This is a genomic window from Brevibacterium antiquum CNRZ 918 (assembly GCF_900169145.1).
Taxonomy (GTDB): domain Bacteria; phylum Actinomycetota; class Actinomycetes; order Actinomycetales; family Brevibacteriaceae; genus Brevibacterium; species Brevibacterium koreense.
In genome coordinates this window covers 16,879-42,611 of sequence record NZ_FXZD01000008.1, presented here as the reverse complement: position 1 = coordinate 42,611, position 25,733 = coordinate 16,879, and the positions used below count along the sequence as shown (strand labels likewise).

Here is a 25,733-nt window from a genome sequence, read left to right as displayed (position 1 = left end):
CTCAGCTGACGATCCTCACCTGAGGATCACTCAACTCACCTGAGGATCGGGTAGGGCTCACTTGAGGATCGGGTAGTACTGATCGTCATTCTGGGTGTCATTGCGCATCACCCAATTGAGAATGCAGGCGAAGGCGCTGACCAGGACTAACGCGGCACCGGCATAGACGAAAGCGAATCCGAAAGCGGTCGAATCCTGCCAGGCGCGGGTGACGATGATCGACAGGATCAGAACTGCGACGCCGCAGACGAGCCCCACTTTGAACGCATCCTTGTAGGACACGGTGCTGGTGGATCTTTTCTCAGACTTCGATGCTGCCATACCCCCAGCGTACCGACCTCAGCTGAGAAACGGTGCACCGAGGTCGACCGGTGGCCCGGAGGCGGTGTGAGGAATCGGGCGTGCCTGACTCGCCAGAATTGGGACGTGGGTGGACTACCCGGGCAGAACACGCAAAAATGTCTACGTGCCCACCCCCATTCGGCGCCCCTCCGATGAGGTGTCGCGCGCGCTCAGATCGAGCCAGGTCGTCCCTGGTCAGAAGTCGCGCCCGCGCACAGCCAGCAGAACAGTGATCGCAATCGTCCTTGCGACGATCACGCTGGTGGGCATGACCGCATGCGGCCCGGACAGGGGATTGCGGGTGGAACCGGAAGGTGAGACATCTCCCACTCAGTTCGAACCTGCGAATTCGGACTCGGGGCCACCCGATGAACCCTTCTCGCTCAAGGAGATCCGCAAGGCCATTGTGGACGCCTCGGGAATCGCGGTGACGGGGAAGGCAACGGAGTCTGCGCGAGTCATCGCCGACTGCAGGGAATGCCTCAAATTCTCGACACCCTTCCTCAGCGGCGATAAGAAGTTCCAACTCGTCACCGTGGCCAACCCGAAGCAGAAGAGCGAGATCGTTGCGGGCGCCGTCATCAGTGAGAAGGACGGCGAACCACGCCTTGAGCTGATCGCCACCGGCAACCAGCTCAAACTCAGCCCAGGTAAGAATGGGACACTGGTGGTGCAGGAGGCGATGTATGCCGACGGCGACGAGGCCTGCTGCCCTTCGGGCTGGTCGGTGCAGGTGTTCCGCCTGCATGAAGGTAGATTTGAACCGGGTCAACGCTTCACGCGGCTTAATGGAGAAACGTAATGCATATTGTTCTGGTTGAGGATGACGAGGTCATCCGGGAGACGACCCAGATCGGCCTGGAACGGTTCGATTACACGGTGTCGGCATTCGCCGACGGTCGCGAGGGGTACGAGTTCGTCGCTGCACATGGTGCCGACGTTCTGCTTCTCGACCTCATGCTGCCCACCATGAACGGCGCATCGATCTGCCGGGCCGTGCGTGAGCGATCCACCATTCCCATCATCATCATCTCCGCACGCTCGGATGCGATCGACATCGTCCAGGCGCTCGAAGCCGGAGCCGACGACTACCTCACCAAGCCCTTCGACATGCAGGTGCTCAATGCCCGCATCCGTGCCGTCGTCCGCCGCTTCATCACCACCGGCACCGACAGACTCGGCTACTCCCCGACCACCGAGATGGACGAGGAGCACGAAACCGTGATCGGTCCCGGCGGCATGATCACCGGGGACGGCATCCCCGAGGTGCTCGGCGCCAGCCCCGGCATGGACACCCGCGAACGCCTCAAGGCCCAACTCGAGTCCGACGACACCTTCCTGGGTGCGGGCGGAAAATTCACCTCGACGGACATAGACGACGGTGGAGACGAGCAGATGATCGGCGGCGACGTCACCGTTCCTCCCCGCCCGGACGGCTCACCGGTCATGCAGTCGGACTCCAACCAGGGCGGCTATACGAACGCGGGCGAGAACCACAGCGGCAGCGTCGACTCCGACAGCGAGCTCGGTCCGTTCCGGACGCGGCTGGGTTCGCTGGTCCTCGACACCGGTCGCCTGACCGTGGAGATCGACGGCGAGGAAGTCCACCTCACCCCCACCGAGCTGCGCGTCCTCCTGCTCCTGACCGAGCAGCCCGAGCACGTCTACTCCCGTGAGAAGATCGCCTTCACCGTCTGGGGCTACGAATGGGCCGGCGACTCCCGTGTCGTTGACGTCCACATCCAGCGCCTGCGGAAGAAGATCGGCGCCAACATGATCGAGACCGTCCGCGGATTCGGGTACCGCTTCGCGGGCTGATCGCATGTCACTGCGCTGGAAGATCTCCCTGCTCATCGTTGCCTCGGTGATCATCGCCGTGCTCTCCTGCTCCATCGTGCTGCGTCAGTCCGCGGCCCGAGCCGAGGATGACCGCATGCGTTCGACCGTGACCGAGCAGCTTGCGAACTCCGTCGCCATCTTCTCCGAGACCGGGGTGCTCACCCTCAACGCCCGCATCGACGACCCTGCACTGCCCAAGGATGCACGCGCCCAAGCGCTCAAGGGCCAGAGCGTGACGATGCGCTCCGAGGTCGACGGGGAGGAGATCGTGTGGGCGGCCGCCCCGATCGAGGTCGGCACCTACACCGAGGTGATCTCCGTGCGCGCCTCAACCGCGGACAGCCAGGAGCTCATCGGCCGCATCGACCAGGCACTGTTGGTGGGCATGATCGGCTCCGCGCTGGTCGTCGGCGGCGTCGGCTCCATCGTGGCCGGGCGCATCTCACGCAGGCTGACTCTGGGCGCTCAAGCCGCGCGGAAGATCGCGGCCGGAGACACGAGCATCAGGATCGCCGATGTCGTCGACGACACGGACCAAGAGGTCGCGGCCTTCGCCTCGGCGGTCGACACAGCCGTGACACGGCTGACCGAGCGAATCGACTCCGAGCAGCGCTTCACCGCTGACCTGGCACACGAGATGCGGACCCCGCTGACCGGCCTCGTCAACGCGGCCAACCTGCTCGAGGAGGATTCGCGCCCCGCCGAGCTCGTCAAGGACCGAGTGCAGCGCATGCAGGTCCTCGTCGAAGACCTGCTCGAAGTCTCCCGCCTCGATGCGGGTCGCGCGAACCCCGAGTTCACCCGCGTCAACATCGACCAGGCGGTCCGGTCGCTGTTGGGAACCCTGACCGCCTCCGGTGCCCTGTCTGACCATGAGATCGACACTCACCTGGCAGCGCTGAACTCGACACTGGTCACCGATGTTCGCCGCTTCGAACGCATCATCTCAAACTTGCTGGTCAACGCGATCAAGCACGGCGGGGACCCGATCCGCCTGGAGACGAGCACCCGCAGCATCACGATCACCGACTCCGGCTCCGGCTACCCGCCTGACATCGTCAACACCGGCCCGACCCGCTTCGTCTCCGCCGGCGGCGGAGGCATGGGCCTGGGGCTCGTGATCGCACAGGGACAGGCCCGTCTGCTGGGCATTCACCTGACTTTCAGCAACGATCCGGTCACCGGTGGTGCACGCACCGAAGCGATCTTCCCGGATCCCGAGGCCCAGGATGAGGCGCTCAAGCAGTACCTCGAATCCATCTGAGGGGTAATCGGGTCAGCTTCGCAGTGCACAGTCAGCTGCGCAGCGCGCGGGAGACCTGAGCTGCTTCCGGTGGCTGTCAGCCAGGTGTCATTGTGGAGTTGCGTGCATTCTCGCGAGCTTTTTCGCACGCGCGCCAACAATGACGGTACGTTCAGCGGCAACTGGCTGCGCGTGGCCAACAGCCGCACGCAACGGGCGCGCCTGGCTATCGGCCGCGCAGAGCGCGGGAGTATCGCCTGCGGTAGATGATCTGGGCAAGTCGGACGAAGGGTTCACCGAGGCGCCAGATCCCCATTCCGGCTCGGGAGACAGAGCGCAGCACGAGGAAGACTCGACCATCGGGAGTGTGGGTGAGGATAAATGACTCCTCGCCGGTGATCGGATGCCCAGGCTTCGTGCCATAGGTGAAGCCACGACGTGTTTCGGACTCGAAGACCTCGATGACGCGGGCCGGCTCTGGCAGGCGGAACGGCCCGATCCGGACGAAGATCGTCGGCTCCTGTCCGGCCCGGACCCGCGGGCAGCCCGGCCCGGAGCCGGTATGGGAGCCGGTGCCCATGCCCAGGGAGTCCGTGTCATCCCCCGGAACCTGGACACCGATGTCGAATCCACTGCGGATCTTCACCTCCCAATGCAGCAGTTCCTCCGCGCAGCGGTCGAAGGTGTCACGACCATGACCGACGAAGAAGGCCGATTCGAAGTCCCGGTAGCCTGCCGGTCGGTCGATCCACCGGGGTGAGAGCGGCTGAGTCAGAGGTTCCATACCACCAACCTAGCCGAATCCCGGACACACCGGTGCCAAGTCCGATGCGAACAAGTAAGGTGCCAAGTACCGGCATTCCTTCAATCGAATGTCCGCTAAGAACACGCCTGACACTCTCTGCGTACGACAATCACGGATCAAAGGAGAACGAAGAATGCGCACACTCAATGGAATCGATGAGATCACCTCGCTCGTCGGCACCGAATTGGGCTCGTCCGAATGGACGACGATCGACCAGGAGGCGATCAACACCTTCGCCGATGTCACCGACGATCACCAGTGGATCCACATCGACGAGCAGCGCGCGGCGAAGGGCCCGTACGGTTCGACGATCGTCCACGGCTTCTTCACTCTGTCACTGATCCCGAAGTTCTCGAGCGAGATCTTCACCATCGAAGGTGTGTCCATCCGCGTCAACTACGGCCTCAACAAGGTTCGCTTCGCTCAGCCGGTGCCGGTGGGCTCTCGCCTGCGCGGCACCGTCAGCGTCAACGAGGTCATTCCCGGAGACAAGGGCACCCAGGTCATCCTCAAGCACGTCATCGAGATCGAGGGCGAAGAGCGTCCTGCGTGCATCGCCGAGGTGGTCACCCTCCTCGTCGAGTGACCTGAGCGTCACTGTACCGCCGTCCGAGCCGAGGTCTGCCCTCAGCTCGGACGGTAGTCGTCGAGCATCTGCGCGACGCGGATGTAGCCCAGATGCGAGTAGGCCTGCGGGTGGTTGCCCAAGTGCATCTCCGCGACCGGATCGTACTCCTCGGCCAGCAGCCCGGTCGGCCCCAGCAGGTTGTCCACCTGCCGGAACAGGTCCCAGGCATCGTCGATGCGTCCGACCTTGATGAAGGCTTCGACGAGCCAGGTCGTGCAGATGTGGAATCCGCCCTCAAGGCCGGGCAACCCGTCGTCGTAGCGGTAGCGGAAGACCGTCGGTCCCACCCGCAGTTCACGTTCGATGGCGTCGACTGTCGAGATGAAGCGCGGATCATCGGCGGGCAGCAGACCCGAGAGTCCCACGAACAGGCACGCCGAGTCGAGATCGGTCTCGCCGTAGGCAACGGTGAAGGCCCCGACCTCCTCGTTGTACCCGTTCTCGAGCACATCGTGGGCGATCTCCTCGCGCAGCTGCCGCCAGGCCCCGGGGAGTTCACGACCGAAGCGTTCGGCGATCTGCAGCGCCCGATCGACCGTCACCCAGCACATCACACGCGTGTAGACGTTGTGCTTGGGCGGCCGCCTGGCCTCCCAGATGCCGTGATCGGCCTCGAACCACCGCTTGCTCACGGCCTCGACCATCTGGCAGGTCAGTCGCCAATAGGAATCCGGAAGATCGCCGAGGTGCTCGCTGAGCTCGTTGAGGAGCTCGGTGACCGGCCCGAAGACGTCGAGCTGAACCTGATGTTCGGCCGCGTTGCCCACTCGCACCGGCCGGGAACCCGCGTATCCAGGCAGATGGGCCAGCACCGCCTCGGTGGTCAGGGCGGAGCCGTCGACGGCGTAGAGCGGGTGGAGCTGTTCAGGAGACACAGTGCGGGCCAGGATTCCCGTGAGCCAGGACAGGAAACCCTCGGCCTCACCGGTCGATCCCAGCGCGAGCAGGGCGCGCACGGTCATCGAGCCGTCGCGCAGCCAGGTGTAGCGGTAGTCCCAGTTGCGCACGCCGCCGATGCCCTCCGGCAGGGAGGTCGTGGGTGCGGCGAGGACTCCCCCGGTCGGTTCGTGACAGAGGGCGCGCAGGGTGATGGCCGAGCGGATGACCTCTTCGCGGTGGTGGCCGGGGATGTTGAGCGTATCGACCCAGTTGGTCCAGAAGTTCAGGGCGCGTTCGCGCACATGGTGCTCTCCGCCGGTGGCCATGTACCTCGCGTCACCGGTTCCGGTGCCGCAGGCCAAGACCAGCACGACGGCTCCTCCGGGTTGCTGCGAAGGCACAACGACCGCCTCGGCGGTGTGAGACTGCCCGACATCGCTGATCTCGAAGTCGATGCCCGGTGCGATCAGGGAGATGGGCTCGGAGGTCCCCAGCACCTGCACTCCGTCGTCGGTGCGCACCATCTGCGTCGGCACGGTCGCATAGTCGAGGCGTGGGGCGAAGCGGATCCGGGCCGAGGTGTCGCCGGTGAGCACGCGCACGACGATGGTGTCATCACTGTTGGCATCGACCGGGGCGAGGTAGTCGAGGCAGCTGAGCCCCGGCCACCGGGTCTCCAGCAGCGTCGAGTGGGTGATGTAGCGCTGCGTCAGCGGCGCGGTTCCGGCCTCTGTTTCGACAGCGAAGAACCCGGCCGCCTCAGCGCCGAGGATCTCGGAGAACATCGATGAGGAGTGCGGCAGCGGGTGCGGCATCCAGCAGATGCGGCCGCCCGGGTCCACGAGCGCCGTCGACTGCCCATTGCCCAGCAGGCTGTGCCGATGGATCGGGGTCGCGCGCCTGCCGAAGAGCCAGGATTTGCGCAGCTCGTAGATCGCAGCGAGGACGACAGAGACCTCGGCCGGTGAGCTGATCCGGTAGTCGGCGTGGGTATCGCCGGGTTCACGGCCGACCTTGAGCCCCAGATCCTGGTCCCCGAGTGTTTCGAGTGCGAATTCGTCTGCGGTGTCGTCGCCGATGAACACGACCACCTCGGCGCCGGTCTGCTGCCGCAGGCGCTGCAGAGCCTCGGCCTTGGACGAGGGGACGACCGAGAGGTCGATGACCTGCTTGCCCCGAGTCGGGAAGATCACGTGGGCCTCGACCAAGTCGTTGACCGCGTCTTCGACCTCCTGACGTTCGGACTCGTCGAGTCCGCGCAGGTGCACGGCGGCACCGGTGGTCTTGTGTTCGATGATCGTGGTCGGCAGGGTCTGGAAGACGTCTCGCCGGAGTCCGTCTAAGGCGGTGCGCTGCTCCTCGTCGAGGGTGTCGATGGCGACCGTGTCCGTCTCTCCACCATGGGAGCCGAAGAGGTGGACCTCCCGCGGCAGCCGTGACATGGCCGCGAGGTCGCGCAGGCTGCGCCCGGAGATCACCCCCGCCGAGGTGGTCGGAAGCAGAGCGAGCGCGCGCAGTGAGTCGACCGAGGAGTCCAGCGGGAACGCCTGACCTGGCAGGTCGACGATCGGTGCGATGGTGCCGTCGTAGTCTGTGGCGATGAGAAGCGAGGAGGAACGAGAGACCTCGAAGAGGCGGCGGAAGAGTTCCGGGGAGAGTTCGCGGCTGGCCTCGGCCAGGTCACCCAGGAGGCCGGATGAGCTGACGGAGGCGGCTATCGGAGTCAGCGGAGAAAGATTCTCGTAGTCATGCTCGACGGTACTCATCTCACCTCGGTCTTCTCGAGTTCGGCTGTGGGCGTCGGGTGACGTGGGTTGTGCCGGCTGCGCGGCCTGGCTCAGTTCTTGTCCTCGGGAGCCTCGGGCGTGCCGGGAGCGTCGTGGACGTCTGGGTCATCGGCTTCGGCGGCGGGGAGTCCGTCGACGAATGGTTCTTTGTCGGCTGCGATCTGCTTGGCCTTGCTGATGCGCGAGTAGCCGCCGATGATGAAGATGACGCCGGCGATGAGTGTGGCCACACCGGTGAAGCCGAGGATCCACAGCGCACCGAATCCGTCGCCGAAGATGAGGATCACACCGAGGAGTACATGGCAGGCGGCCGCGATGAGGAAGTCCGAGGCCATCGGGTGGGACTTGAGCTGACGATAGTTGTACAGCTCGATGAGCCCGTGCAGCAGGGCCCAGATACTCAGTGCCGCGCGCAGTTCCGCGGGTTGATCTGCGAGGAACAGGAACACGATCGCGGGGATCGTGATGACAACTTGACCATAGACCGCAGTGCGGACACTCAGCGGCGCGCGGAGGCCTTGGTAGACAAGGGCGAGAGCGAACAGCACCAGGTAGCTGATGGAGAGGATGTCGACGATGTCGACGCCCATCGACAGGTGCTTGGGGCTGGCGGCATCGCGTGGCCAGAAGACCGTCGCGAAGCCGAAGGCGACGCCGAGGATTCCGCGGACGACCATCGGAGCACCGAGTGCCTTCGACTCGGAGATGGCCTGAGGCAATGCCTCGGGTCGCGGTTGCGTGGACTCGGTGCGCGGTTCGTCGGTACTCATCACGACACCAGTTTAGGTCTCTCACCTGAGTCTGTCTGGTGTTGGCCTGGACACAACCTCCTCATGTATTTACGTAATTACGTACTTTGTGTATTCTGGGCTTATGAGTTCGTCGTCGAAGGGTCAATCCGCACGCACGGTCGAGGAGCGCGTGGCCGAGCTCGAGCGCAAGATCGCCGAGCTGGAGAATGCCGTTCCCACGACTGCACCGGCTGCCGAGGCTGAGTCCGATCGGGCGCCGAATGGCACGAAGAGCACGAACCCGACCGCTGATGACGACACCTTCTGGGCGCTGAACGGCCTCATCGATCGAGCGGGAGACGAGGGTGGAGTCGTCTACACCGGACATACCACTCCCCCGGGTGGGGAATCTCCGGTGTCCTGGCAGATGGGGCTGCCGTCGGCAGCGATCAATGACCTCAATTTCGCCGAGGCTGCCCCCGCCCTGGCAGCACTGGGCCACCCGGTCCGCCTCGAACTCCTGCAGGCCATCTATGAGGGGACGACTACCGTCGCCCAGCTCGGCGAGGACGAACGATTCGGCACGACCGGCCAGATCTACCACCACATCCATGCCCTGGCCGGGGCAGGCTGGCTCGAGAACTCGCGCCGAGGCCACTGGCGCGTACCCGGTCAGAAGATCATTCCCCTCCTCACCCTCATCCTCATCGGCACTCACTGACACGCAGACACGCACTGACACTCACTCAGGAGCCCCCATGAACACCGCCTCCGCGAACTCCAACAATCCACATCCACGCTCGACCTCAGAAGAGCCGCGGGCTCAGCGGACATGGATCGCGGTGCTCGCCGCTGCGATCGCGGGGGTCCTGCTTCTGCTCATCACTCCGTTTCCACGTGGGTTCCAGGGCGAGACCACCGGCGACGCCGCTCTGGTCAGCCAGGTCGAGAACGCCCTCGACAGCGGACACTGGCACCATGTGGCAGCGGCGAAGATCGACGGCGATGACGTCACCTGGGGAGGGGTCGGTGCTGACGAGACTTCGGGGTTCGAAATCGGATCGATCACGAAGACCATCACTGCAGCGCTCTACGCTGATGCGATCGAACGCGGGGAGATCGACGAGGAGACCAACCTCGGCGAGGTCTGGCCCGAACTCGACGGTGAGGTCGCCGAGGTGACTCTGGCATCGATCGCCACGCAGCGTTCAGGACTGCCCGCTCAGGAGCCGGCGCGGAGTTTCGGTGATGGCCTGGCGACATTCCTATCGGGCTATATCCATACCGACCCTTATCGCGGGACTGCGACGGACCTCGTCGACTCGCTCAAGGACGTCGACGTGGGTGAGCAGGAGCCGGAGTACTCGAACTTCGCATTCGGGATCCTCGGACAAGCACTCGCGACGGTCACGGACTCCAGCTACGGCGATCTCGTCAGGGACCGGATTACGGAGCCCTTGGGAATGACGGACACCTACGTGCCCGGATCGGCGGAGGGACTCTCGCATGGCTACACGGCGTCCGGATTGCCTGCAGCGCCATGGACGCTGGGCGGGACTGCGCCCTCGGGTGCCATCAGATCAACTGCCCACGACATGAGCATCTGGCTGCGCGCGACGATGGACGGGTCCGCCCCAGGTGCGAGTGCAGTCCAGCCGCGTGAGGCTTACGACGAATCGGATCGAATCGGCTGGGCGTGGCTCACCACGAAGGATCGCAGTCCCAATCTCACCTGGCACAACGGCGGCACGGGCGGGTACCGCTCGTTCCTCGGTTTCGATCCGAAGACGTCGCAGGGGATCATCGTCCTCGCCGAGTCGGCAATCTCCGTTGACGATGCCGCCGACGTGATCTCAACACGTGAAGCCTCGGTGGCAACCCGGCACTCTGCGCAGGTACACGGCGATCAGGCAGGAGCGCACTCATGAATCCAGAACTCTTCTCTCAGATCGCATGTGCGATCGTCATCGGCTGGGGTGCCTTCTCTGCGATCAAGGCTTCTCGAGCTCTCACCCGGACCGTGCTGCTGAGCAATGTCCTCGTTGCTCTCGCCATGCTTCTGCTTGTCCGATTGATTGCAGACTACGGTGGTTGGACATCTTGGTTCATCTACGTCTGGATACTCTGCCTCGGCGGGTACGTCTTCGGCGTGTATCTGGCAGCGAGGGCTTGGTCGCAACTTCCCTGGGCCGCCGATGGTGCAGCGGCCAAACGGTCAGAGGTGACCAGCCTCGGAGTATCGAGCGTGATGACGGCGGCTGCTGCGGGTGCGCTGGTGATTCCCGGGTTCATGCTGGGTTGAGACTGCCGATGGCACGCGACGGTCGCATTTCACCTGAGCTTCATGTGTCGGCGACCTACGGGAGCTGGCATCGAACTAGTTTCGTTGTATGAGCCCATTGCCTAAAGAAGGTCGTCGTCTCCCGCGATTGTGGATATACGCCGCCATCGGCGCCGTCGTCGGTGTTATCGCGGGACTGACCACAGAGCCTGGGTTGGTGATCCCGTTCGCCATCTTCGGCTTCGCCATGGGGATGGGGATCTATTGGATCCTGCGTGGCGACGGTCCGGCCGAGCCACGGACCACCGACACCACTCGCGGAAGCAACGGCGAGGGCGAGGACTGTGAGGTTCAGCGATAAGTGGCGGTGCTTTTCCATTGCACAGTGGCGATGCAGATGATTTAGGGGCTCGGCATGTCCTGGTATGTTGCGAGCATGAGTGATCAGCAGCATCAGCGTTGGCAACGAGGCGACAGAATTTTCTGGACTTACCGCGACCCAGACTTTCCCGGACTCGTGGATCAACGGCCAGTAACTGTAATCGCTGATGATGATCAGCACCTTGCCGTGTGGATGGCCGCGGGGACACGAATGCTCTATCAAGTCAGTGCTGATGGGCAGGACCTGCGCTCCCTCAGCGGGACAGATCGCTTCACCGCCCCACGAGCCCAAGCAGTCAGAAACTGGGTAGGCTCCGGGATACTTGCAGTCTTCCAGCCAAACACCATGTACTCTGTCTGGTTCTTCGAGACAAAGGCGGGAATCCGTAACTCCTATTACGTGAACATCGAAGAAGAATTCACACGGTCGGATTCCGGCATCGAAACCTCAGACCTCGTGCTCGACGTTCTCGTCAGCCCTGATCGCATCTACGCTTTCAAAGACGAAGATGAACTTGAGCTCGCCCACCGCGCCGGGGTGTTCTCGACAGCCAAGGTGGAGCAGATCAGACAAGTGGCACAGCAAGCCGTGAAAGATGTCGAGCACTGGGAATTCCCGTTCAACGCCGGATACGAGGGCTTTCAGCCGGACCCCGATTGGACCGTGCCAACTTTGCCTGCCGATGCCAACTGGGAGTTTGAAGATGTCGCAGGAGGAGACTAAGTGGGAGACTGTTGATCGCCGCCAGATTCACCAAGGGCGTGTAGTGCTTTTCGAGCACACCGTTACTCTCCCCGACGGTTCGCAAACTCACTACGAGGTCGACGAGAGTGTTCCATTCGCGGCCGCGGTTCTTGTCGTTAACGGCGATCACGTATTGGTCACTCGGCAGTATCGTTACCCGATAGATCGCTGGATCTTCGATCTACCTGCCGGTGGAGCCGAAGATGGCGAGGAGCCGATAGACACGGCCCGTCGCGAACTTGAGGAAGAAGCGGGGATTGTGCCGACAAGCTTGATGTCCCTCCATACCTTCTTCTTGAACCCTGGCCGGGCAAGCTGGCCCGTGCACCTCTTCTTTTCGTCAGAGGCAACGATAAAGGGGACCGCAGCTCGAGACGATCCGGCGGAGCAGGTTAGCGCTGTTTGGCTACGTGTAGAGGAGCTGGATTCGATGATCACAAAAGGTGAAATCGTCGATCCAACGCTGATCATTGCGCGGACGATGGCCGCAAGTCGCGGACTTATGTCGCCTCTTAAACCTTTAGTTTTATGAGACGTCAGATCCACCTCGGCGTGACTTCAGCTGTGAGTCGCAGAGGTAAGTGGCGTGGTTTTTGCAGCGCTTAATGGCCGATGAGAAGGGCCTGACGCGCGGCTTCAACAACCTCGGGTGTCAGCACATCGAGATCGTTCACTGTTTGCACGCGTTCGATCTGGGTGAGTAATCGGTCGACGAGACGGAAGTTGCCGGCAGTGATCCGAACGATGGTCGCGATGGCGGTCGCGTGAGCCACACCGCCGTCCGCTGCGTCGCCTGCCGCGGGGAGCCGTCTGGCCAGGACTGCAGTGAGTTCGTCCGGGGACAGGTGGCGGTACTCGTGGGCGAAGCCGATGCGACTGTAGAGCTGCGGGTAGCGAGCGAGGCGTTTCTCGATCCCAGGCATGCCGATGAGGATGACGCCCATGTGGTGATGGTCGAAGTAGTCACGGACCTGCTCAAGGCCGGTGGTCTTGAGGCGGTCGGCTTCATCGATGATGAGCAGCTCGGTGCGCCCGCTCGAGCGGGACTGGGTGTGGACGTAGGGGTCGACAACGCCGTGTTCGGCGAAGTCCACGGCAAAGGAGATTCGTTGGCAAGCACGCGGTAGCCCTTGATCGATCTGGCGCGGGGTCGCGGCGACGGTGGGGGTGAAGAACGCGGTGCGAGCATCGAGCACCCGTTCCGGTACGGGGCCGAGGTCCTCGGTGAAGATGGAATCCCATTGTTCCCAGTCATCGGCACCGGCGTAGTGCCGGGCGGAGAGGGTCTTGCCGACCCCCGGTGGTCCCCAGCACAGGCCGATATAGCGGTGGGTGCGCACCGCGTCGGCGAACTCGGCGAAGCGACGGTGCTCATGAGTGATCTGGAAGGGCGGCAAGTCGGGTCGTGGCGGGGCGCTGGCGTTGACCTCCCCGAAATCGTCGAGAAGGAATCGGCGACCGTCGTCGCCTTCCTTGAGAAGGCTGTGTTTGGACTTATTCGGTGGCATAGAGACGCAATCCGTGTCGTGGCGGGACTTCGTCGACGCTGACCGGTTCCACCGCGGGAGGTTCAGGTGGGACGTACCGGGTGTCGGTCGGCAGCGCGTCGGCCAGGCTGCGGCGGTGTCGCAACTGTCGCTTGAGGTCACGGCGTCGCCTCGACCGGGCAGCCTGTAGCTCACGCAGTGAAATGGAATCGGCGGCGAGCTCGGGAGCGATCGCACGGCAAAGAAACTCGTCGTTGAAGTAGACACGGATCTCGCCGACATCGCGCGGGTTGAACCGGACGGTGACATGTTCGCCGACATAGGCGGCCAGCACTGGGGACACGTACCGAGTGGAGGCGAACTGGATTCCGTCGCGTTGGACCTTCCGCGTGGTCGCCGCAGTCAGCAGAAGCAAGTCCAGGTCCTCCGGTCGCGCCGGGGCGCGGGGAATGAAGCCGGAGGCTGCCCAGCGGTGGGCCGGCGCTTGGTGAGTTTCGGAGTGTGGACGCTGGTGATACTCGGTGACGATGAACCGTTCCAGGATCGCGTCGAGCTGCTCAAGACTCAGCGTCGGGGTCGTGAGGGGTTCTCCCTTCGTTCCATGCGGGATATGTCCGGGCAGGTGCGGTAGGAGCTCGGTGGTGATGGAGCCGTAGAACCGCTCGATCTTCCCGCGTCCCTGCGGAATACCGATCCGGGAGTGGACGAGCTGGATCTGCGTGTCCAGGCAGACCCGCTCGAGGCGGGCGGAAGTGAAATCCGAGCCGTGATCGGAGTAGAGCACATCGGGCAGGCCGCAGACGGGCCAGGCAGGATTCGTCTTGTGGTGGACCGCTTGGTGCAGGGCCAGCGCCGTCTGCTCGGACGACGGGGCGCCCAAAAAGAGGGTGTAGCCGGCGACGGCACGGGAGTGGTCATCCAGCAGCACCGTCAACCACGGCCGCGCTGGGGTGCCGGTCGTGTCGAGGATCGCGATGTCGAGGAGCGTGTGGTCGGCCTGCCATTGCTCGTTCGGGCGTGCTGCGGCACGGCGGAGAACGGCTTCGAACTGGTCCCGGTACGCGGCATCGCCGTGCTGAGCGAGCGTGCGCAGGCCCGGATCGATGGCACCGATGATCGCCCGGACGCTGGAGTAGCTCGGCGCGGTCAGTCCCTGATTCTCAGCGATGTCGCTGACGCGGCGATGAACGAATGCAGCCGTGGGCTCAGGACGGCGAAGCGCCAGAGCTTCGATCATCTCCACCAGCTCTGGCGGTATCCGCCTCGTCCCGTGATCGGCGCGGCGGAGGCGTTGCAGGCCACGGGAGGCTGGGTCAGCACGGTACTGCGCGGCCCAGCGTGCCAGTGTTCGCACTGGCACGCCTGATTCCGCAGCGATCCGTGTCCAGGGGGCACCGTCCTGGTGCTGGCGCAGCAGAGTGAGTCTCTCCTGTGGGCTCATCTGCGCCATGACGATCACCTGCGTAGGTTCAGGTCTCGGGGCCTGGGTCGGCCGCAGGCTCCGGGCCGGCGGTCACCGATTCGGGAGGCCGCGGTGGCAGATGGCGGTATAGGCTGGTACGGGTGATCCCGGTCTTGGCCACGATCTCGGCCATCGTGTGCCCGAGCGTCCGCAGGTGCTCCGCGTAGGCCAGCTTGTCCGGATCCACCACAGACGGCCGCCCGACGCGTCGGCCTTTCGCGGTCGCCATCGCTCGGGCATGGGCGGCGCGCTCCAGGGTGTAGGTCCGTTCCATCTGTCCGAACAGCGCCAGCAGCACCACGGACAGCTGGGCCATCGGATCGTCCGGGTTGGAGGAGTCCACTTTGATCGGGTCGGCGAGGTTCCGCACCCCGATGTTGCGCTCAGAAAGATCATGGATCAGGTTCAGCGTGTCGCGCACCGTTCGCCCGAGCCGGTCGAGGGTGTGGACGACGATCACGTCACCATCGCGGGCATACTCCAGGACCGCGCGCAGGCCGGGGCGATCGACCGTGGACCCAGACTTCTTGTCCACATAGATCCGTTCGGCCGCGATGCCGGTCTGACCCAGAGCATCGATCTGCCGGTCCAGGTCTTGCTTGACCGTCGAAACCCGCGCGTACCCCAATTCCATACGTCGATCATACCAAAAGCTGATTCTGTACGGGATGGATGGGATGCCAATCTGGGCCGTACTTGTGGGACGGAAATTCATGCCCGGGAGCGATCGATGCGGATGTTCGTCTTCGGTGTCCCAGAACCAAGGAACTGGGACGTCCAGTTTCCAAAGCTGTCTGCACGGAATGCCGTGAAGCCGACTGAACGTTAGCCTCGGCAATCTTCATTTCGCTCGTCAACCGCGGGCAGGGCCTATAGACTGAAAGCATCGGCCAATGAGGCGATTTTGGCTTCCTATAATGCCGACTGCAGCAGAACACATAGTTCAAGAATGAACAATCAGGGGAAGGAAGGTTGACCATGTCAATCGCAGGAAAGGTCGCATTCGTCACCGGAGCGGCGCAGGGAATCGGTCAGGCCATCGCGCTTCGGCTCGCTCAGGACGGCGCCGATCTCGCCCTCTTCGACCTGAAGGGGGATACCCTCGGCGATACTCAGACCAAGGTGGAAGCCGAAGGTCGCCGGGCGATCAGCATCGGCGGAGATGTGACGGACAAAGCCGGTTTCGAGGCAGCGGTCAATCGCACGGTCGAGGAACTCGGCGGGTTCGACATCATCGTGAACAACGCCGGGATCGCTCAGGTCAACAGCATCGAAGAGATCACCGAGAAGGAATTCGACACGATCTTCAACATCAACGTCAAGGGCGTGCTCATCGGCACGCAGGTGGCGGCGGTCAAGTTCAAGGAGCTCGGACACGGCGGCAAGATCATCAACGCGAACTCCATCGCCGCGCACGAGACCTACCCGATGCTCGGACTCTACTCCGCGACCAAGCACGCAGTGCGAGCGATCACCTCGACTGCGGCCAAGGAACTGGCCAGCGCCGGTATCACGGTCAACGGCTACTCCCCCGGCATCGTAGGAACCGGCATGTGGGAGGAGATCGACCGGCGGTTCGCTGAGCTGACCGGTGCCGAGATTGGTGCGACCTACAAGACGTACGCTGAGGGAATCGCGCTCGGGCGCCCGTCGACCCCGGAGGACGTCGCGAAGTTCGTGTCGTTCTTGGCCGGTCCGGACTCCGACTACATGACCGGTCAGACCCCGCTGATCGACGGTGGCTTGGTCTACCGCTGATCAAGCCCTCCGCCAGGCCCGGGGCGATCCACTCTGCATCGAGCCGCCTCAATTGCCGCACCGCCATTTACCGGCGCGAAAACCCCGCCACTTGCCGTTGCGACTCACAACCCAGCTCGTGCCGGCGCCGTAGTCACCAAACGCGGCGTCGCGTAAAGCTGTAGGTTTCCGCGACGTAGTGCGGCCGATCGTCTTCGGGCGCTAGCGTGGAACGATGAGAGACGCGCGGGAGGCTCTAGTTGAAGCTGCGCTGTCCCGGTGGCCGGAGCACCAGTGGCATGCGGGCGACTTGCATCACGGGGCCTTCCATCTCGTACTGACCGCCCCTGACGGCCCATCGATTCGCGCCACACTCGGCCAACGCGGACGCGAACGCAGTCGACGTGAGGCGAACACGCTCTTGACCCTGGAAGCGGCACAACTACCGCTCACCATCCCGCAAGTCCTCGACGGCCCTCACTGGGCGAAACCTCCACGGACATGGATCACCTCTCTAACCACAGTGCCAGGGTCGCCTGCCGCTGATCTGACTACCTGCTCGGCCCAGAGGATCTCCGCCTATGCAGCAATCTTGAACACGTTCCGAGCAGCGTCATCGGCATGCGATTCTTTGCCCCCGGTGAGAGCGTGGTGCGGCGGAGACCGATGGCCGGACATCGTGCAACGCGACTTGATCCCACGACTCGGAACGCCAGTCGGCGGTGTCGCCGCGGAGCGGGTCGAGACCTTGCTCGAGGCTGAAAGCCATGTGGCGTCCACTCTCTGCCACGGCGACTTCGGCCCTCACAACATTCTGTGGTCCGAGGAGAACGTTGCTTCTGTCATCGACTTCGACCATGCCTGCATGGGCGATCCCGCAATCGACATCGCACCACTCATCAGCTTCCATGGTGCGTCGCGCTTGGCATCACTCGACTCAGTGGAGACAGTTCGAAGAGCGATGCTCCACCGCGCCACGCTCCCACTACAGGTCGCCGCTTCTGCGCATCTAGCCGGGCTAGGTCAGCTCCGAGACCACGCTCTTGCGAACTTCGCCCACCGCTCTGCCGAACGCACCCTGTTCGACCCCAACGGAGAGACACCAGATTGACAAGAGGCGCACCGCGCCAAGTAGCGCTGCGAAAACCCCGCCATCAACCGTGCACACCCACAGATTACTCATCCGCAGCCGTCGGCGGGCTTCGTCTCATTCGACTGTCTCATTCGCTAGAGTCTCAACTAGAGGAAGCAGAATGGGTTTTGAGAAGAGGCGGGGATGGCGAGTCTGGGGTACGCGCGTGTCAGCACAACGGAGCAGAGCGCGGACTTGCAGATCCGCGCCCTTGAAAGCGCGGGATGTCTCAAGGTCTACACCGATCACGGCATCAGCGGGACGAAGGCCAAGCGCCCCGAGTTGGAGAGGCTGCTGGACAATGCCCGCGCCGGGGACGAGCTGGTCGTGTGGAAGCTCGACCGACTGGGCCGCAACACCCGCCAGCTGCTCGACCTCGTCGACTCCCTCGAGTCCCAGGGCATCCACTTCCGGTCACTGACTGAGGGGATCACCACGACCGGACCGATGGGCAAGGCCATGCTCACCGTCATGTCCGCCTTCGCCCAACTCGAACGCGACCAGCTGGCCGAACGCACCCGAGCCGGCCTGGCGGCCGCCGCCGCCCGCGGACGCAAGGGCGGCCGACCGGCCGTCACCCCCGACACCGAGAAAGTGCGGCAGGCTGGCCAGTACCGGCACGCCGGGCTCACTCCCCCGGAGATCTCCAAACTGCTGGGCGTCAGCCGGGCCACCGTGTACCGCTACCTGGCACTGGTGCCCGACGAGGCCAACAGTTTAGAGGAGGCGGCCGAGCCCCGAGCGTGAGGAGAGTCGAGCACTTGCCGTGCCGCCTCACAGTTGCTTATGAGCGTACGAGGCGGGCGATGGCGTCGGTGGCTTCCTTGATTTTGGTGTCGGCGGCTTCTCCACCGTGTTTCGCTGCGTCTACGACGCAGTGTTTCAGGTGGTCATCGAGGAGCCCTAGTCCGACGTTGCGGAGGGCGGAGGTGAGTGCTGAGATCTGGGTGAGGATGTCGATGCAGTACTGTTCCTCGTCGACCATTCGCTGGATGCCTCGGGCTTGGCCTTCAATGCGTTTGAGGCGGGCTAGGTATCGATCCTTGTCGGTGATGTAGCCGTGGGTGGTGTGGCATTCGTCGGTTGAGGTGTCGGGGGGGGGGCGGTGTGAGGTCCATCGTCGTATCTTCCGTTGTCGTGAGTTCCGGGCGGGTTGCCGCCCCGCTAGGACTGGCGTATTCGGCGGGGTTCGCATCAAAGAGCGCGCTGCACGTGTCGCAGCACAGCCAGTACCGCTGACCGTGGTAGTCGCGGTACAGCCCTGCTTCTTCGGCCTGCGCCTTGACGACAGTGGCGCCGATCATGACGGGGCACTCGGCAACATCTGCGGTGGACACTTGGGCCACGTCTGCGGGCGAGGGGCCGTGCCCACCGCATGCGTTGCTGGCACCGGGTGCTGCATGGTCGTGGTGATTGTGGAGTGTCATGAGAGCGTCCTCTTCCGTCAGTTCTGCTGGGTGGTCAGCTCGCGGTCGCTCCGCACTGCAGTGGTGCTTGGCGCTTCCGCGGTTTGGGATTTGAAGGTTTGAAGCCGCAGGCTGTTGCTGACGACGAAGATGCTGGAGAAGGCCATTGCGGCGCCGGCGAGCATCGGGTTGAGCAGTCCGAGAGCTGCCAGCGGAATCGCGGCGGTGTTGTAGGCGAAGGCCCAGAAGAGATTGCCCTTGATCGTGCCGAGTGTTTTGCGCGCCAGTCTGATGGCATCGGTCGCCGATCGCAGGTCTCCCCGGACCAGTGTGATGTCTGCGGCCTCGATCGCGACGTCGGTGCCGGTGCCCATCGCCAGACCGAGATCGGCCTGGGCCAGTGCGGCCGCGTCGTTGACGCCGTCGCCGACCATTGCGACGACCCGGCCGTCTTCCTGCAGTTGGGCGACCACTCTGACTTTGTCGGCGGGCAGCACCTCCGCGATGACCTGTTCGATTCCGACCTGGGATGCGACGTGCTCGGCGACGGTCGTGTTGTCACCGGTCAGCAGCACGGGTGTGAGGCCGAGAGCGCGGAATGGGCGATGGCTTCGGCGCTGGTGTCCTTGATCTGGTCGGCAACGGTTAGAACGCCTCGGGCTTGACCGTCCCACCCGACGACGACTGCGGTGTGCCCCTTGTCCTCGGCGGCTATTTTTGCGTGCGCCAGGGCGCTGGGCAGGGTCAGGGACCAGTCGTCGAGCATGGTGGTCCGGCCGACGACGACGAGGTGACCATCGATGACAGCCTCGATCCCCTTGCCCTCGCGGTTGGCGAAGGACTCGACGTCGGGCAGCGTGCCGAGCTGCTCGGCGGCTGCGTGCGTGATGGCGCGGGCGATCGGGTGTTCGGAGCCGGCCTCCGCGGCACCGGCCAGGCGGAGCAGCTCCTCGACGGTGACGCCTGCGGCGGGGTGGACCGTCTGCAGGGTCATGGACCCGGTGGTCACGGTGCCGGTCTTGTCGAGCACCACGGTGTCGACCTTGCGGGTCGATTCGAGGACCTCGGGGCCCTTGATGAGGATTCCCAGCTGGGCGCCGCGTCCGGTGCCGACCAGCAGGGCGGTGGGGGTGGCCAGTCCGAGTGTGCAGGGGCAGGCGATGATGAGGACGGCGACAGCGGCGGTGAAGGCTGCTGCGGGTGGGAAGCCGGCACCGAGCCAGGCGCCCAGCGTGGCGACGGCGATGGCGATCGCGATCGGGACGAAGACCCCGGAGATGCGATCGGCGAGGCGTTGGATCTCGGCCTTGCCGGATTGGGCCTGTTCGACCAGTTGGGCCATCTGGGCCAGCTGGGTGTCTGACCCGACGCGGGCGGCCCGCACGAGGAGCCGGCCTCCGGAGTTGACGGTTGCGCCGGTGACGGTGTCGCCCTCGCTGACCTCGACGGGCATGGATTCACCGGTGAGCATCGACTCATCGACGGCGGAGCTGCCGGCGACGACGACGCCGTCGGTGGCGATCTTCTCACCCGGGCGGACGACGAACTCATCCCCGACGGTCAGGTCGGCGGTCGGGATGCGCACCTCCGTGCCGTTGCGCAGCACGCCGACGTCTTTCGCGCCGAGTTCGAGCAGGGCACGCAGCGCTGCGCCGGCTTGGCGTTTGGAGCGCTTTTCGAAGTAGCGGCCGAGCAGCACGAACATGATCACGCCGGCACCGACTTCGAGGTAGATGCTGGAGGCTCCGTCGGTGGGTTCGACGGTCAGCTCGAAGGCGTGGGTCATGCCGGGTTCTCCTGCGGTGCCGAAGAACAATGCGTAGAGCGACCAGGCCAGCGCCGACAGCGTGCCGACGGAGATCAGGGTGTCCATGGTCGCCGCACCGTGACGGAGGTTGATCCAGGCGGCGCGGTGGAACGGCCAGCCGCCCCAGATGATGACCGGGGCGGCCAGGGTTAGGCACAGCCACTGCCAGTAGGTGAACTGCAGGGCGGGGATCATCGAGATGAGAATGACCGGCACCGCCAACGCGACGCTGATGAGCAGTCGTTGACGCAGCACCTCCAGCTCGCGGTCTTTGCGGTCCGCTCCCGTGGAGTCGCCGTCGTCGGCGGGTCCGGCAGACGCGGGCAGCTGGGCCTGATAGCCGGCGTCCTCGACCGTGGTGATCAGACGCTGGGGGTCGAATCCGGCAGGTGCGGTGACTCGGGCCTGCTCGGTGGCGTAGTTGACGCTGGCGCTGACACCGTCGAGCTTGTTGAGCTTGCGCTCGATCCGGTTTGCGCACGAGGCGCACGTCATGCCCTCGATGTCGAGCTCCACGGCGACGGTCTGCGGTTCGGAGTCGCGAGCCAGCGATGTGTCAGAGGGCTGGACGGCCATCAGGCACCTTCCTTCTCGTGGTGGTCCTGCTCAAGGTCTTGCATCCAGGACTCCACGAGGGAGTTGGGGATGAAGGCGCTGCCCGCGCCGTACGCGGCGGTGAAGACCGCCAGCAGTACGGCCGCGTACAGCGTCAGGCGGATGCCGGGACTCACGCAGGCACCGCCTGGTAGCCGGCCTCCTCGACCGCCGCGACGACCGCCGCGGAGTCGACGCCGGCTTCCGAGGTGACGACGAGCTGTCCGGTTTCGTGGGAGACCTCGACATCGGTGACGCCGGCGATCTCCTGGACTTCTTCCCGCACCGACATCTCGCAGTGACCGCACGTCATACCGCGGACAGAGAACCTCGTGGTAGCCATTCCGGACCTCCTTCAATGAATACCCCCAGCGGGTATCACATTCACCAGGTATACCCGACGGGGGTATCCAGGCCAAGGGTGTTTCGAATCGCGGAGGCTGCCGAGGTGGATCTTCACCAAATCTTCAAGGCTCGCGGGGTTTAACGGGTTCGAAATTTGTGGCAGGCTTCAAATAGCACCCCCCCGGGCCACTCAAGCGCCGTTCAGTGTCCCGTGACGAGCCCAAGAAATAGTAATCATGCGGGGCCTGTACCCACGAGTTCATGTCAGATGGTTGAGGCCTGGATGGAGGTACGAAGTGACTGCTGACGTTGTGGAATTGACACCGAAGCCGAGCGTTGTCGTCGCGCTCGGAGGCAATGCGCTGCTACGCCGTGGCGAGCCGTTGGAGGCGGCGACTCAGGCGCGAGCTGTACGGGAGGCAGCAGCGGTTCTCGGTGCGGCTTCACTTGAGCGGCGCCTGGTCATCACGCACGGAAACGGTCCACAGGTCGGGCTGCTCGCGCTCATGAACGATGCTTACACCGAAGCCGAGCCCTACCCGCTCGATGTTCTCGGTTCGGAGTCGATGGGCCAAATCGGCTACATGCTGGAGATGCAACTCGACAACGTCATCGACCACCAGGACACGGTCGCGATAATCACTCGAACTGTGGTGGACGAGCGTGATCCCGCTTTCGGGTCACCGACGAAGTTCATCGGCCCCCTCTACGGCGAGGACGAGGCTCACACGTTGGCCGAACAACGCGGATGGACGGTCAAACTCGATGGAGACCGCTGGCGGCGGGTGGTGCCCTCGCCTGAGCCGCGGCGGATCGTGCAGCTCAGCGCAATCCGCGCACTGGTCGAGAGCGGCTTCCTCGTGGTGTGCGCTGGTGGCGGCGGCGTGCCGGTGACCGAGAACGCGGACGGCCGCCATCGCGGCGTGGAGGCAGTCATCGACAAGGACCTCGCCTCATCGCTGCTCGCCAGTGAGCTGGATGCCGGGATGCTGGTGCTCGCCACGGACGTCGATTCGGTCTACGAGGGCTTCGGAACACCCGGGCAGCGGGCGATCACCCGCGCGACTCCCGCCGGGCTGGCCCGCGGTAACTTCCCCGCCGGGTCGATGGGCCCGAAGGTCGAAGCAGTCGCGCGGTTCGTTGATCGCACCGGTGGCCGCGCGGCGATCGGGAGTCTCGGCGACCTGCCGGAGATCCTCGCTGGCCGCGCGGGCACACAGGTCGCCGCCGACGGCCCGGAGATCGAGTACGCGCAGGGGAGGTCGCCAGCATGAGCAGCACAGAGGAGACTGAGCGAGCGGACCAACAAAGGGCCATCCGGTTTCCCACCGCGTTCACCGTCCTAGCCCTCGTGCTGCTGTTGGTGTGGATCGCGTCGTTCTTCATCCCGTCCGGTTCATACGAGATTGACCCCGAAACCGGCGGCCCGATTCCCGGGTCGTATCGCGAGCTCCCCTCGTGCGACACCGTCGGTGAGGGCGAGCAATGTATCGACAAGTCGCTGGGCGCGCAGTTCACGCGTCTGTGGACGGCACCGCCGAACGGCCTGTACGGCATCCAGGACGAGGCGGGCGAGGTTGGAGCCGATCTGAGCGGTATCCTCTTCGGCTCGGCACAGATCTTTCTGTTCGTGCTCGCCGTCGGGGCCTTTGTCACTGTGACGATGAAGACCGGGGCCATCCAGACAGGGATCGGCCGCCTGGCCATGCGTTTCCGAAACACTGGCTGGGCGCTGATCGCGGTGCTGATGCTCGCCTTCGCCGTCGGCGGCACGACATACGGCATGTGGGAAGAAACACTCGGATTCTTCGCCCTGATGGTGCCTCTGGTGCTGGCGCTGGGTTACGACCGTCTGGTCGCGGCAGCAATAATCATCTTCGGCGCCGGCACCGGTGTCCTCGCCTCAACGGTGAACCCCTTCGCTACGGGCGTCGCCTCGGACGCGGCCGGGATCAGCGTCGGCGATGGCATCGTGTTGCGCGTGATTCTCTGGGTTGTGCTGGTGACGGTCGCGATCGGGTACGTCGTTCTCTACGCGCGCCGCGTCAAGGCTGACTCGTCGCGATCGATCGTCGGCATCCCGCCCGAGGACCGGCAAACCTCAGCCGTTGAAGTGACGGACATCCCCCAGCTGACCGTCCGTCAAAAGGCTGTCCTCACGGTCTTCTTTCTGGCGTTCGCGGTCATGATCTACGGCTTCGTACCGTGGGGCGAGCTCATGACAAACTTGTTCGGTTCATCGTGGCCGCTGCCGACGTTCCCGACGTTCTACTTCACCGAGGCGTCGATGCTGTTCTTCGTGATGGCGGTCGTGGTCGGCCTGATCGGCAGCCTCGGTGAGCAGGGCACAGTAGACGCGATCGTCGAGGGCGCCGCCGACTTCCTCAGCGCTGCACTCATCATCGTCCTCGCCCGCGCCGTGACCGTGGTCATGACCAACGCCGCGACCACCGACACGATCCTCAACTGGACCGAGGACGCGGTGCAGGGCGCCTCGGGAGGCGTCTTCGGGGTGCTGGCCCTCCTTGTCAACCTGCCAATAGCCTTCCTGGTGCCGTCGTCGTCCGGGCACGCGACGCTGGTCATGCCAATTCTTGCGTCGCTAGCGGACTTCGCCGGAGCACCGCGCGCCATGGCCGTCACCGCCTTCCAAGCCGCCTCCGGAATCGTCAATTACATCACCCCCACGTCTGCAGTGGTCATGGGCGGCCTGACGCTGGTCAAAGTTCGATATGACCACTTCCTCCGCTTCGCCCTGCCCCTCATCGGAATCGTCCTTGTCCTAACTGCCGGCCTGCTCATGGTCGGCACGGTATTGAGCTAACACACAAGAGAGGAGATCGTCATGCCATTTCACGTCGACTCGGAGGTCGGAAAGCTGCGGAAGGTGCTCGTGCACGCGCCTGGTCTCGAGCATCGCCGATTGACGCCGACTAACGCCGAGGACCTGCTGTTCGACGATGTCATGTGGGTCAAACGCGCGATCGCTGAGCACGAGGAGTTCTGCACCGTGCTGCGCGATCATGGTATCGAGGTGTTCGACACCGAGGATCTGCTCGCCGAAACACTCGACATTCCCGAGGCGCGCCGCTGGGTCCTCGGGCGGGTGCTCGACGAGCGCCATGTCGGCTCCTACCTGGCACGCCGACGGTCCGAGTGGGCAGAAACCGCCGCCTCGAGGGAGATCGCAGATTACCTCATCGGCGGTGTGGTCAAGTCCGACCTGACCGCAGGGGAGGGCCTGACTTATTTCAGCAGCGAACACAGTGACATGCTGCTCCCTCCGTTGCCGAACTTCATTTTCCAGCGCGATCCGTCGTGCTGGATCTACGACGGCTACACCCTGAACCCGATGGGCGCTCGCGCGCGGCGGCCTGAAACTGCGTTCATGCAGGCCATCTACCGCTGGCATCCGATGTTCGCCGACCAGGACATCCCGATTTGGCACGGTGGGGTTGAGGAAGATTGGGGCCGCGCGACTATCGAGGGCGGCGACGTGATGCCGATCGGCAACGGCGCGGTGATGATCGGGATGGGAGAGCGGACAGCGGCCCAGGCCGTGACTATGGTGGCTCGCGAGCTGTTCAAGGCTGGCTCAGCGCGGCTTGTGTTCGCCGTGATGCTGCCGAAATCGCGGCACTACATGCACCTCGACACGGTCATGACACTGGTTGATCGCGACGTGGTGACGACTTTCCCGGAAGTCGTGGAGGGAGCACGGGTGTGGGCGATTCGACCCAGCGACGACCCCGACGTGCCGGTCGTTGAGCCATTCGGCGGTGGTGTGATCAAAGCGCTCGAACACGCACTGGAGGTCGGCGAAATGCGCGTGGTCCCGACCGGCGGCGACCCGTTCGAAAGCCAACGGGAGCAGTGGAACGACGGGAACAACCTGCTTGCGTTGGAGCCGGGCGTCGTCGTCGCCTACGACCGCAACGACGACACGAATGCACGGCTGCGCAAAGCCGGCATCGAGGTACTCGAAATCTCTGGCTCGGAGATCGGCCGCGGCCGGGGCGGCCCGCACTGCCTCAGCTGCCCGATCGAGCGCGACGCCGCCTACTGAAGCGAAACAGACGCCGCCCAATCAGATCGCAACAGG

General features: G+C 64.2%; 26 protein-coding genes and 1 pseudogene. 16 read left to right on the top strand and 11 right to left on the bottom strand.

Annotated elements, in window-relative coordinates; genetic code table 11:
* Positions 1-57 precede the first annotated feature (57 nt).
* Positions 58-321, bottom strand: a complete 264-nt coding sequence (locus BANT918_RS12190) for a hypothetical protein (RefSeq protein ID WP_101620505.1) — start codon at positions 319-321, stop codon at positions 58-60.
* 250 nt (positions 322-571) lie between these two features.
* On the opposite strand from BANT918_RS12190, the gene BANT918_RS12185 reads away from it, so the two are divergent.
* Genes BANT918_RS12185 through BANT918_RS12175 form a run of 3 tightly spaced genes read left to right on the top strand, consistent with a single transcriptional unit; the run spans position 572 to position 3,445 of the window.
* Positions 572-1,144, top strand: coding sequence for a hypothetical protein (locus BANT918_RS12185; protein WP_233429508.1), 573 nt, complete (start codon positions 572-574; stop codon positions 1,142-1,144).
* Entirely contained in the window at positions 1,144-2,160 is a 1,017-nt protein-coding gene (locus tag BANT918_RS18025) for a response regulator transcription factor (protein ID WP_101620503.1), read from the top strand. The genes BANT918_RS12185 and BANT918_RS18025 overlap by 1 nt, the downstream gene beginning before the upstream one ends.
* Positions 2,161-2,164: 4 nt before the next feature.
* Positions 2,165-3,445, top strand: a complete 1,281-nt coding sequence (locus BANT918_RS12175; protein ID WP_101620502.1) for a sensor histidine kinase — start codon at positions 2,165-2,167, stop codon at positions 3,443-3,445.
* A gap of 205 nt (positions 3,446-3,650) precedes the next feature.
* Here the strand turns inward: BANT918_RS12175 and BANT918_RS12170 are convergent, their stop codons facing one another.
* Entirely contained in the window at positions 3,651-4,208 is a 558-nt protein-coding gene (locus BANT918_RS12170; RefSeq protein ID WP_101620501.1) for a DUF1990 family protein, read from the bottom strand.
* A 154-nt stretch (positions 4,209-4,362) separates the two neighbouring features.
* Between BANT918_RS12170 and BANT918_RS12165 the strand changes: the two genes are divergently transcribed.
* Complete coding sequence (locus BANT918_RS12165) at positions 4,363-4,815, top strand: MaoC family dehydratase (protein ID WP_101620500.1); 453 nt, start codon at positions 4,363-4,365, stop codon at positions 4,813-4,815.
* A 41-nt stretch (positions 4,816-4,856) separates the two neighbouring features.
* Here the strand turns inward: BANT918_RS12165 and otsB are convergent, their stop codons facing one another.
* On the bottom strand, positions 4,857-7,502 hold the full coding sequence (otsB, locus tag BANT918_RS12160) for a trehalose-phosphatase (RefSeq protein WP_101620499.1): 2,646 nt from the start codon (positions 7,500-7,502) through the stop codon (positions 4,857-4,859).
* A gap of 71 nt (positions 7,503-7,573) precedes the next feature.
* Positions 7,574-8,293: an HdeD family acid-resistance protein gene (locus BANT918_RS12155; RefSeq protein ID WP_101620498.1), complete on the bottom strand. Its 720-nt coding sequence runs from the start codon at positions 8,291-8,293 to the stop codon at positions 7,574-7,576.
* A gap of 103 nt (positions 8,294-8,396) precedes the next feature.
* Between BANT918_RS12155 and BANT918_RS12150 the strand changes: the two genes are divergently transcribed.
* The 6 genes from BANT918_RS12150 (at position 8,397) to BANT918_RS12125 (ending at position 12,193) form a co-directional block, all read left to right on the top strand.
* Positions 8,397-8,975: an ArsR/SmtB family transcription factor gene (locus BANT918_RS12150; protein WP_035278396.1), complete on the top strand. Its 579-nt coding sequence runs from the start codon at positions 8,397-8,399 to the stop codon at positions 8,973-8,975.
* A 37-nt stretch (positions 8,976-9,012) separates the two neighbouring features.
* Entirely contained in the window at positions 9,013-10,182 is a 1,170-nt protein-coding gene (locus BANT918_RS12145; protein ID WP_167389466.1) for a serine hydrolase domain-containing protein, read from the top strand.
* A complete protein-coding gene (locus BANT918_RS12140) occupies positions 10,179-10,556 on the top strand; it encodes a hypothetical protein (RefSeq protein WP_096159535.1) in 378 nt (125 codons plus the stop codon). The genes BANT918_RS12145 and BANT918_RS12140 overlap by 4 nt, the downstream gene beginning before the upstream one ends.
* Before the next feature lie 88 nt (positions 10,557-10,644).
* A complete protein-coding gene (locus tag BANT918_RS12135) occupies positions 10,645-10,896 on the top strand; it encodes a hypothetical protein (RefSeq protein ID WP_145996984.1) in 252 nt (83 codons plus the stop codon).
* A gap of 75 nt (positions 10,897-10,971) precedes the next feature.
* Positions 10,972-11,640 carry a DUF402 domain-containing protein gene (locus BANT918_RS12130; RefSeq protein WP_069601218.1) on the top strand — a complete coding sequence of 223 codons (669 nt, stop codon included), beginning with the start codon at positions 10,972-10,974 and terminating at the stop codon, positions 11,638-11,640.
* Positions 11,621-12,193 carry an NUDIX hydrolase gene (locus BANT918_RS12125; RefSeq protein WP_069599206.1) on the top strand — a complete coding sequence of 191 codons (573 nt, stop codon included), beginning with the start codon at positions 11,621-11,623 and terminating at the stop codon, positions 12,191-12,193. Before BANT918_RS12130 ends, BANT918_RS12125 begins: the two co-directional genes overlap by 20 nt.
* A 70-nt stretch (positions 12,194-12,263) precedes the next feature.
* Here the strand turns inward: BANT918_RS12125 and BANT918_RS12120 are convergent, their stop codons facing one another.
* The 3 genes from BANT918_RS12120 to BANT918_RS12110 are packed head-to-tail and all read right to left on the bottom strand — an operon-like array spanning position 12,264 to position 15,244.
* On the bottom strand, positions 12,264-13,169 hold the full coding sequence (locus BANT918_RS12120) for an AAA family ATPase (RefSeq protein WP_101620495.1): 906 nt from the start codon (positions 13,167-13,169) through the stop codon (positions 12,264-12,266).
* The gene (locus BANT918_RS12115) at positions 13,156-14,598 is read right to left on the bottom strand and encodes a Mu transposase C-terminal domain-containing protein (protein ID WP_233430475.1); all 1,443 of its coding nucleotides are present in this window, start codon (positions 14,596-14,598) and stop codon (positions 13,156-13,158) included. Before BANT918_RS12115 ends, BANT918_RS12120 begins: the two co-directional genes overlap by 14 nt.
* A 19-nt stretch (positions 14,599-14,617) precedes the next feature.
* Entirely contained in the window at positions 14,618-15,244 is a 627-nt protein-coding gene (locus BANT918_RS12110) for a recombinase family protein (protein ID WP_101620493.1), read from the bottom strand.
* Between the two features lie 344 nt (positions 15,245-15,588).
* On the opposite strand from BANT918_RS12110, the gene BANT918_RS12105 reads away from it, so the two are divergent.
* The 3 genes from BANT918_RS12105 to BANT918_RS12095 all read left to right on the top strand — a co-directional run bounded on the left by BANT918_RS12105 (position 15,589) and on the right by BANT918_RS12095 (position 18,226).
* Positions 15,589-16,368 (top strand): acetoin reductase, encoded by a 780-nt coding sequence (locus BANT918_RS12105; protein ID WP_101620492.1) that lies wholly within the window; start codon positions 15,589-15,591, stop codon positions 16,366-16,368.
* A gap of 214 nt (positions 16,369-16,582) precedes the next feature.
* Entirely contained in the window at positions 16,583-17,458 is an 876-nt protein-coding gene (locus tag BANT918_RS12100) for an aminoglycoside phosphotransferase family protein (RefSeq protein WP_101620491.1), read from the top strand.
* Between the two features lie 165 nt (positions 17,459-17,623).
* Entirely contained in the window at positions 17,624-18,226 is a 603-nt protein-coding gene (locus tag BANT918_RS12095) for a recombinase family protein (RefSeq protein ID WP_101620490.1), read from the top strand.
* A gap of 37 nt (positions 18,227-18,263) precedes the next feature.
* Here the strand turns inward: BANT918_RS12095 and BANT918_RS12090 are convergent, their stop codons facing one another.
* From BANT918_RS12090 to BANT918_RS12075, 4 genes and pseudogenes are all read right to left on the bottom strand, one after another.
* Positions 18,264-18,674, bottom strand: a complete 411-nt coding sequence (locus BANT918_RS12090) for a metal-sensitive transcriptional regulator (protein WP_101620489.1) — start codon at positions 18,672-18,674, stop codon at positions 18,264-18,266.
* A gap of 249 nt (positions 18,675-18,923) precedes the next feature.
* Positions 18,924-21,268: pseudogene (locus BANT918_RS12080) on the bottom strand (heavy metal translocating P-type ATPase).
* Positions 21,268-21,423, bottom strand: coding sequence for a hypothetical protein (locus tag BANT918_RS17455; RefSeq protein WP_167389465.1), 156 nt, complete (start codon positions 21,421-21,423; stop codon positions 21,268-21,270). Before BANT918_RS17455 ends, BANT918_RS12080 begins: the two are co-directional and overlap by 1 nt.
* Positions 21,420-21,629, bottom strand: a complete 210-nt coding sequence (locus tag BANT918_RS12075) for a heavy-metal-associated domain-containing protein (protein WP_101620488.1) — start codon at positions 21,627-21,629, stop codon at positions 21,420-21,422. The genes BANT918_RS17455 and BANT918_RS12075 overlap by 4 nt, the downstream gene beginning before the upstream one ends.
* A 298-nt stretch (positions 21,630-21,927) precedes the next feature.
* Between BANT918_RS12075 and arcC the strand changes: the two genes are divergently transcribed.
* From arcC to BANT918_RS12060, 3 genes are read left to right on the top strand one after another with little or no spacing between them, the layout of a single operon-like run.
* Positions 21,928-22,905: a carbamate kinase gene (gene arcC, locus BANT918_RS12070; protein WP_233430473.1), complete on the top strand. Its 978-nt coding sequence runs from the start codon at positions 21,928-21,930 to the stop codon at positions 22,903-22,905.
* A complete protein-coding gene (locus BANT918_RS12065; RefSeq protein WP_101620487.1) occupies positions 22,902-24,455 on the top strand; it encodes a YfcC family protein in 1,554 nt (517 codons plus the stop codon). The genes arcC and BANT918_RS12065 overlap by 4 nt, the downstream gene beginning before the upstream one ends.
* Before the next feature lie 21 nt (positions 24,456-24,476).
* The gene (locus BANT918_RS12060; protein ID WP_101620486.1) at positions 24,477-25,697 is read left to right on the top strand and encodes an arginine deiminase; all 1,221 of its coding nucleotides are present in this window, start codon (positions 24,477-24,479) and stop codon (positions 25,695-25,697) included.
* The last annotated feature ends 36 nt before the right edge of the window (positions 25,698-25,733 follow it).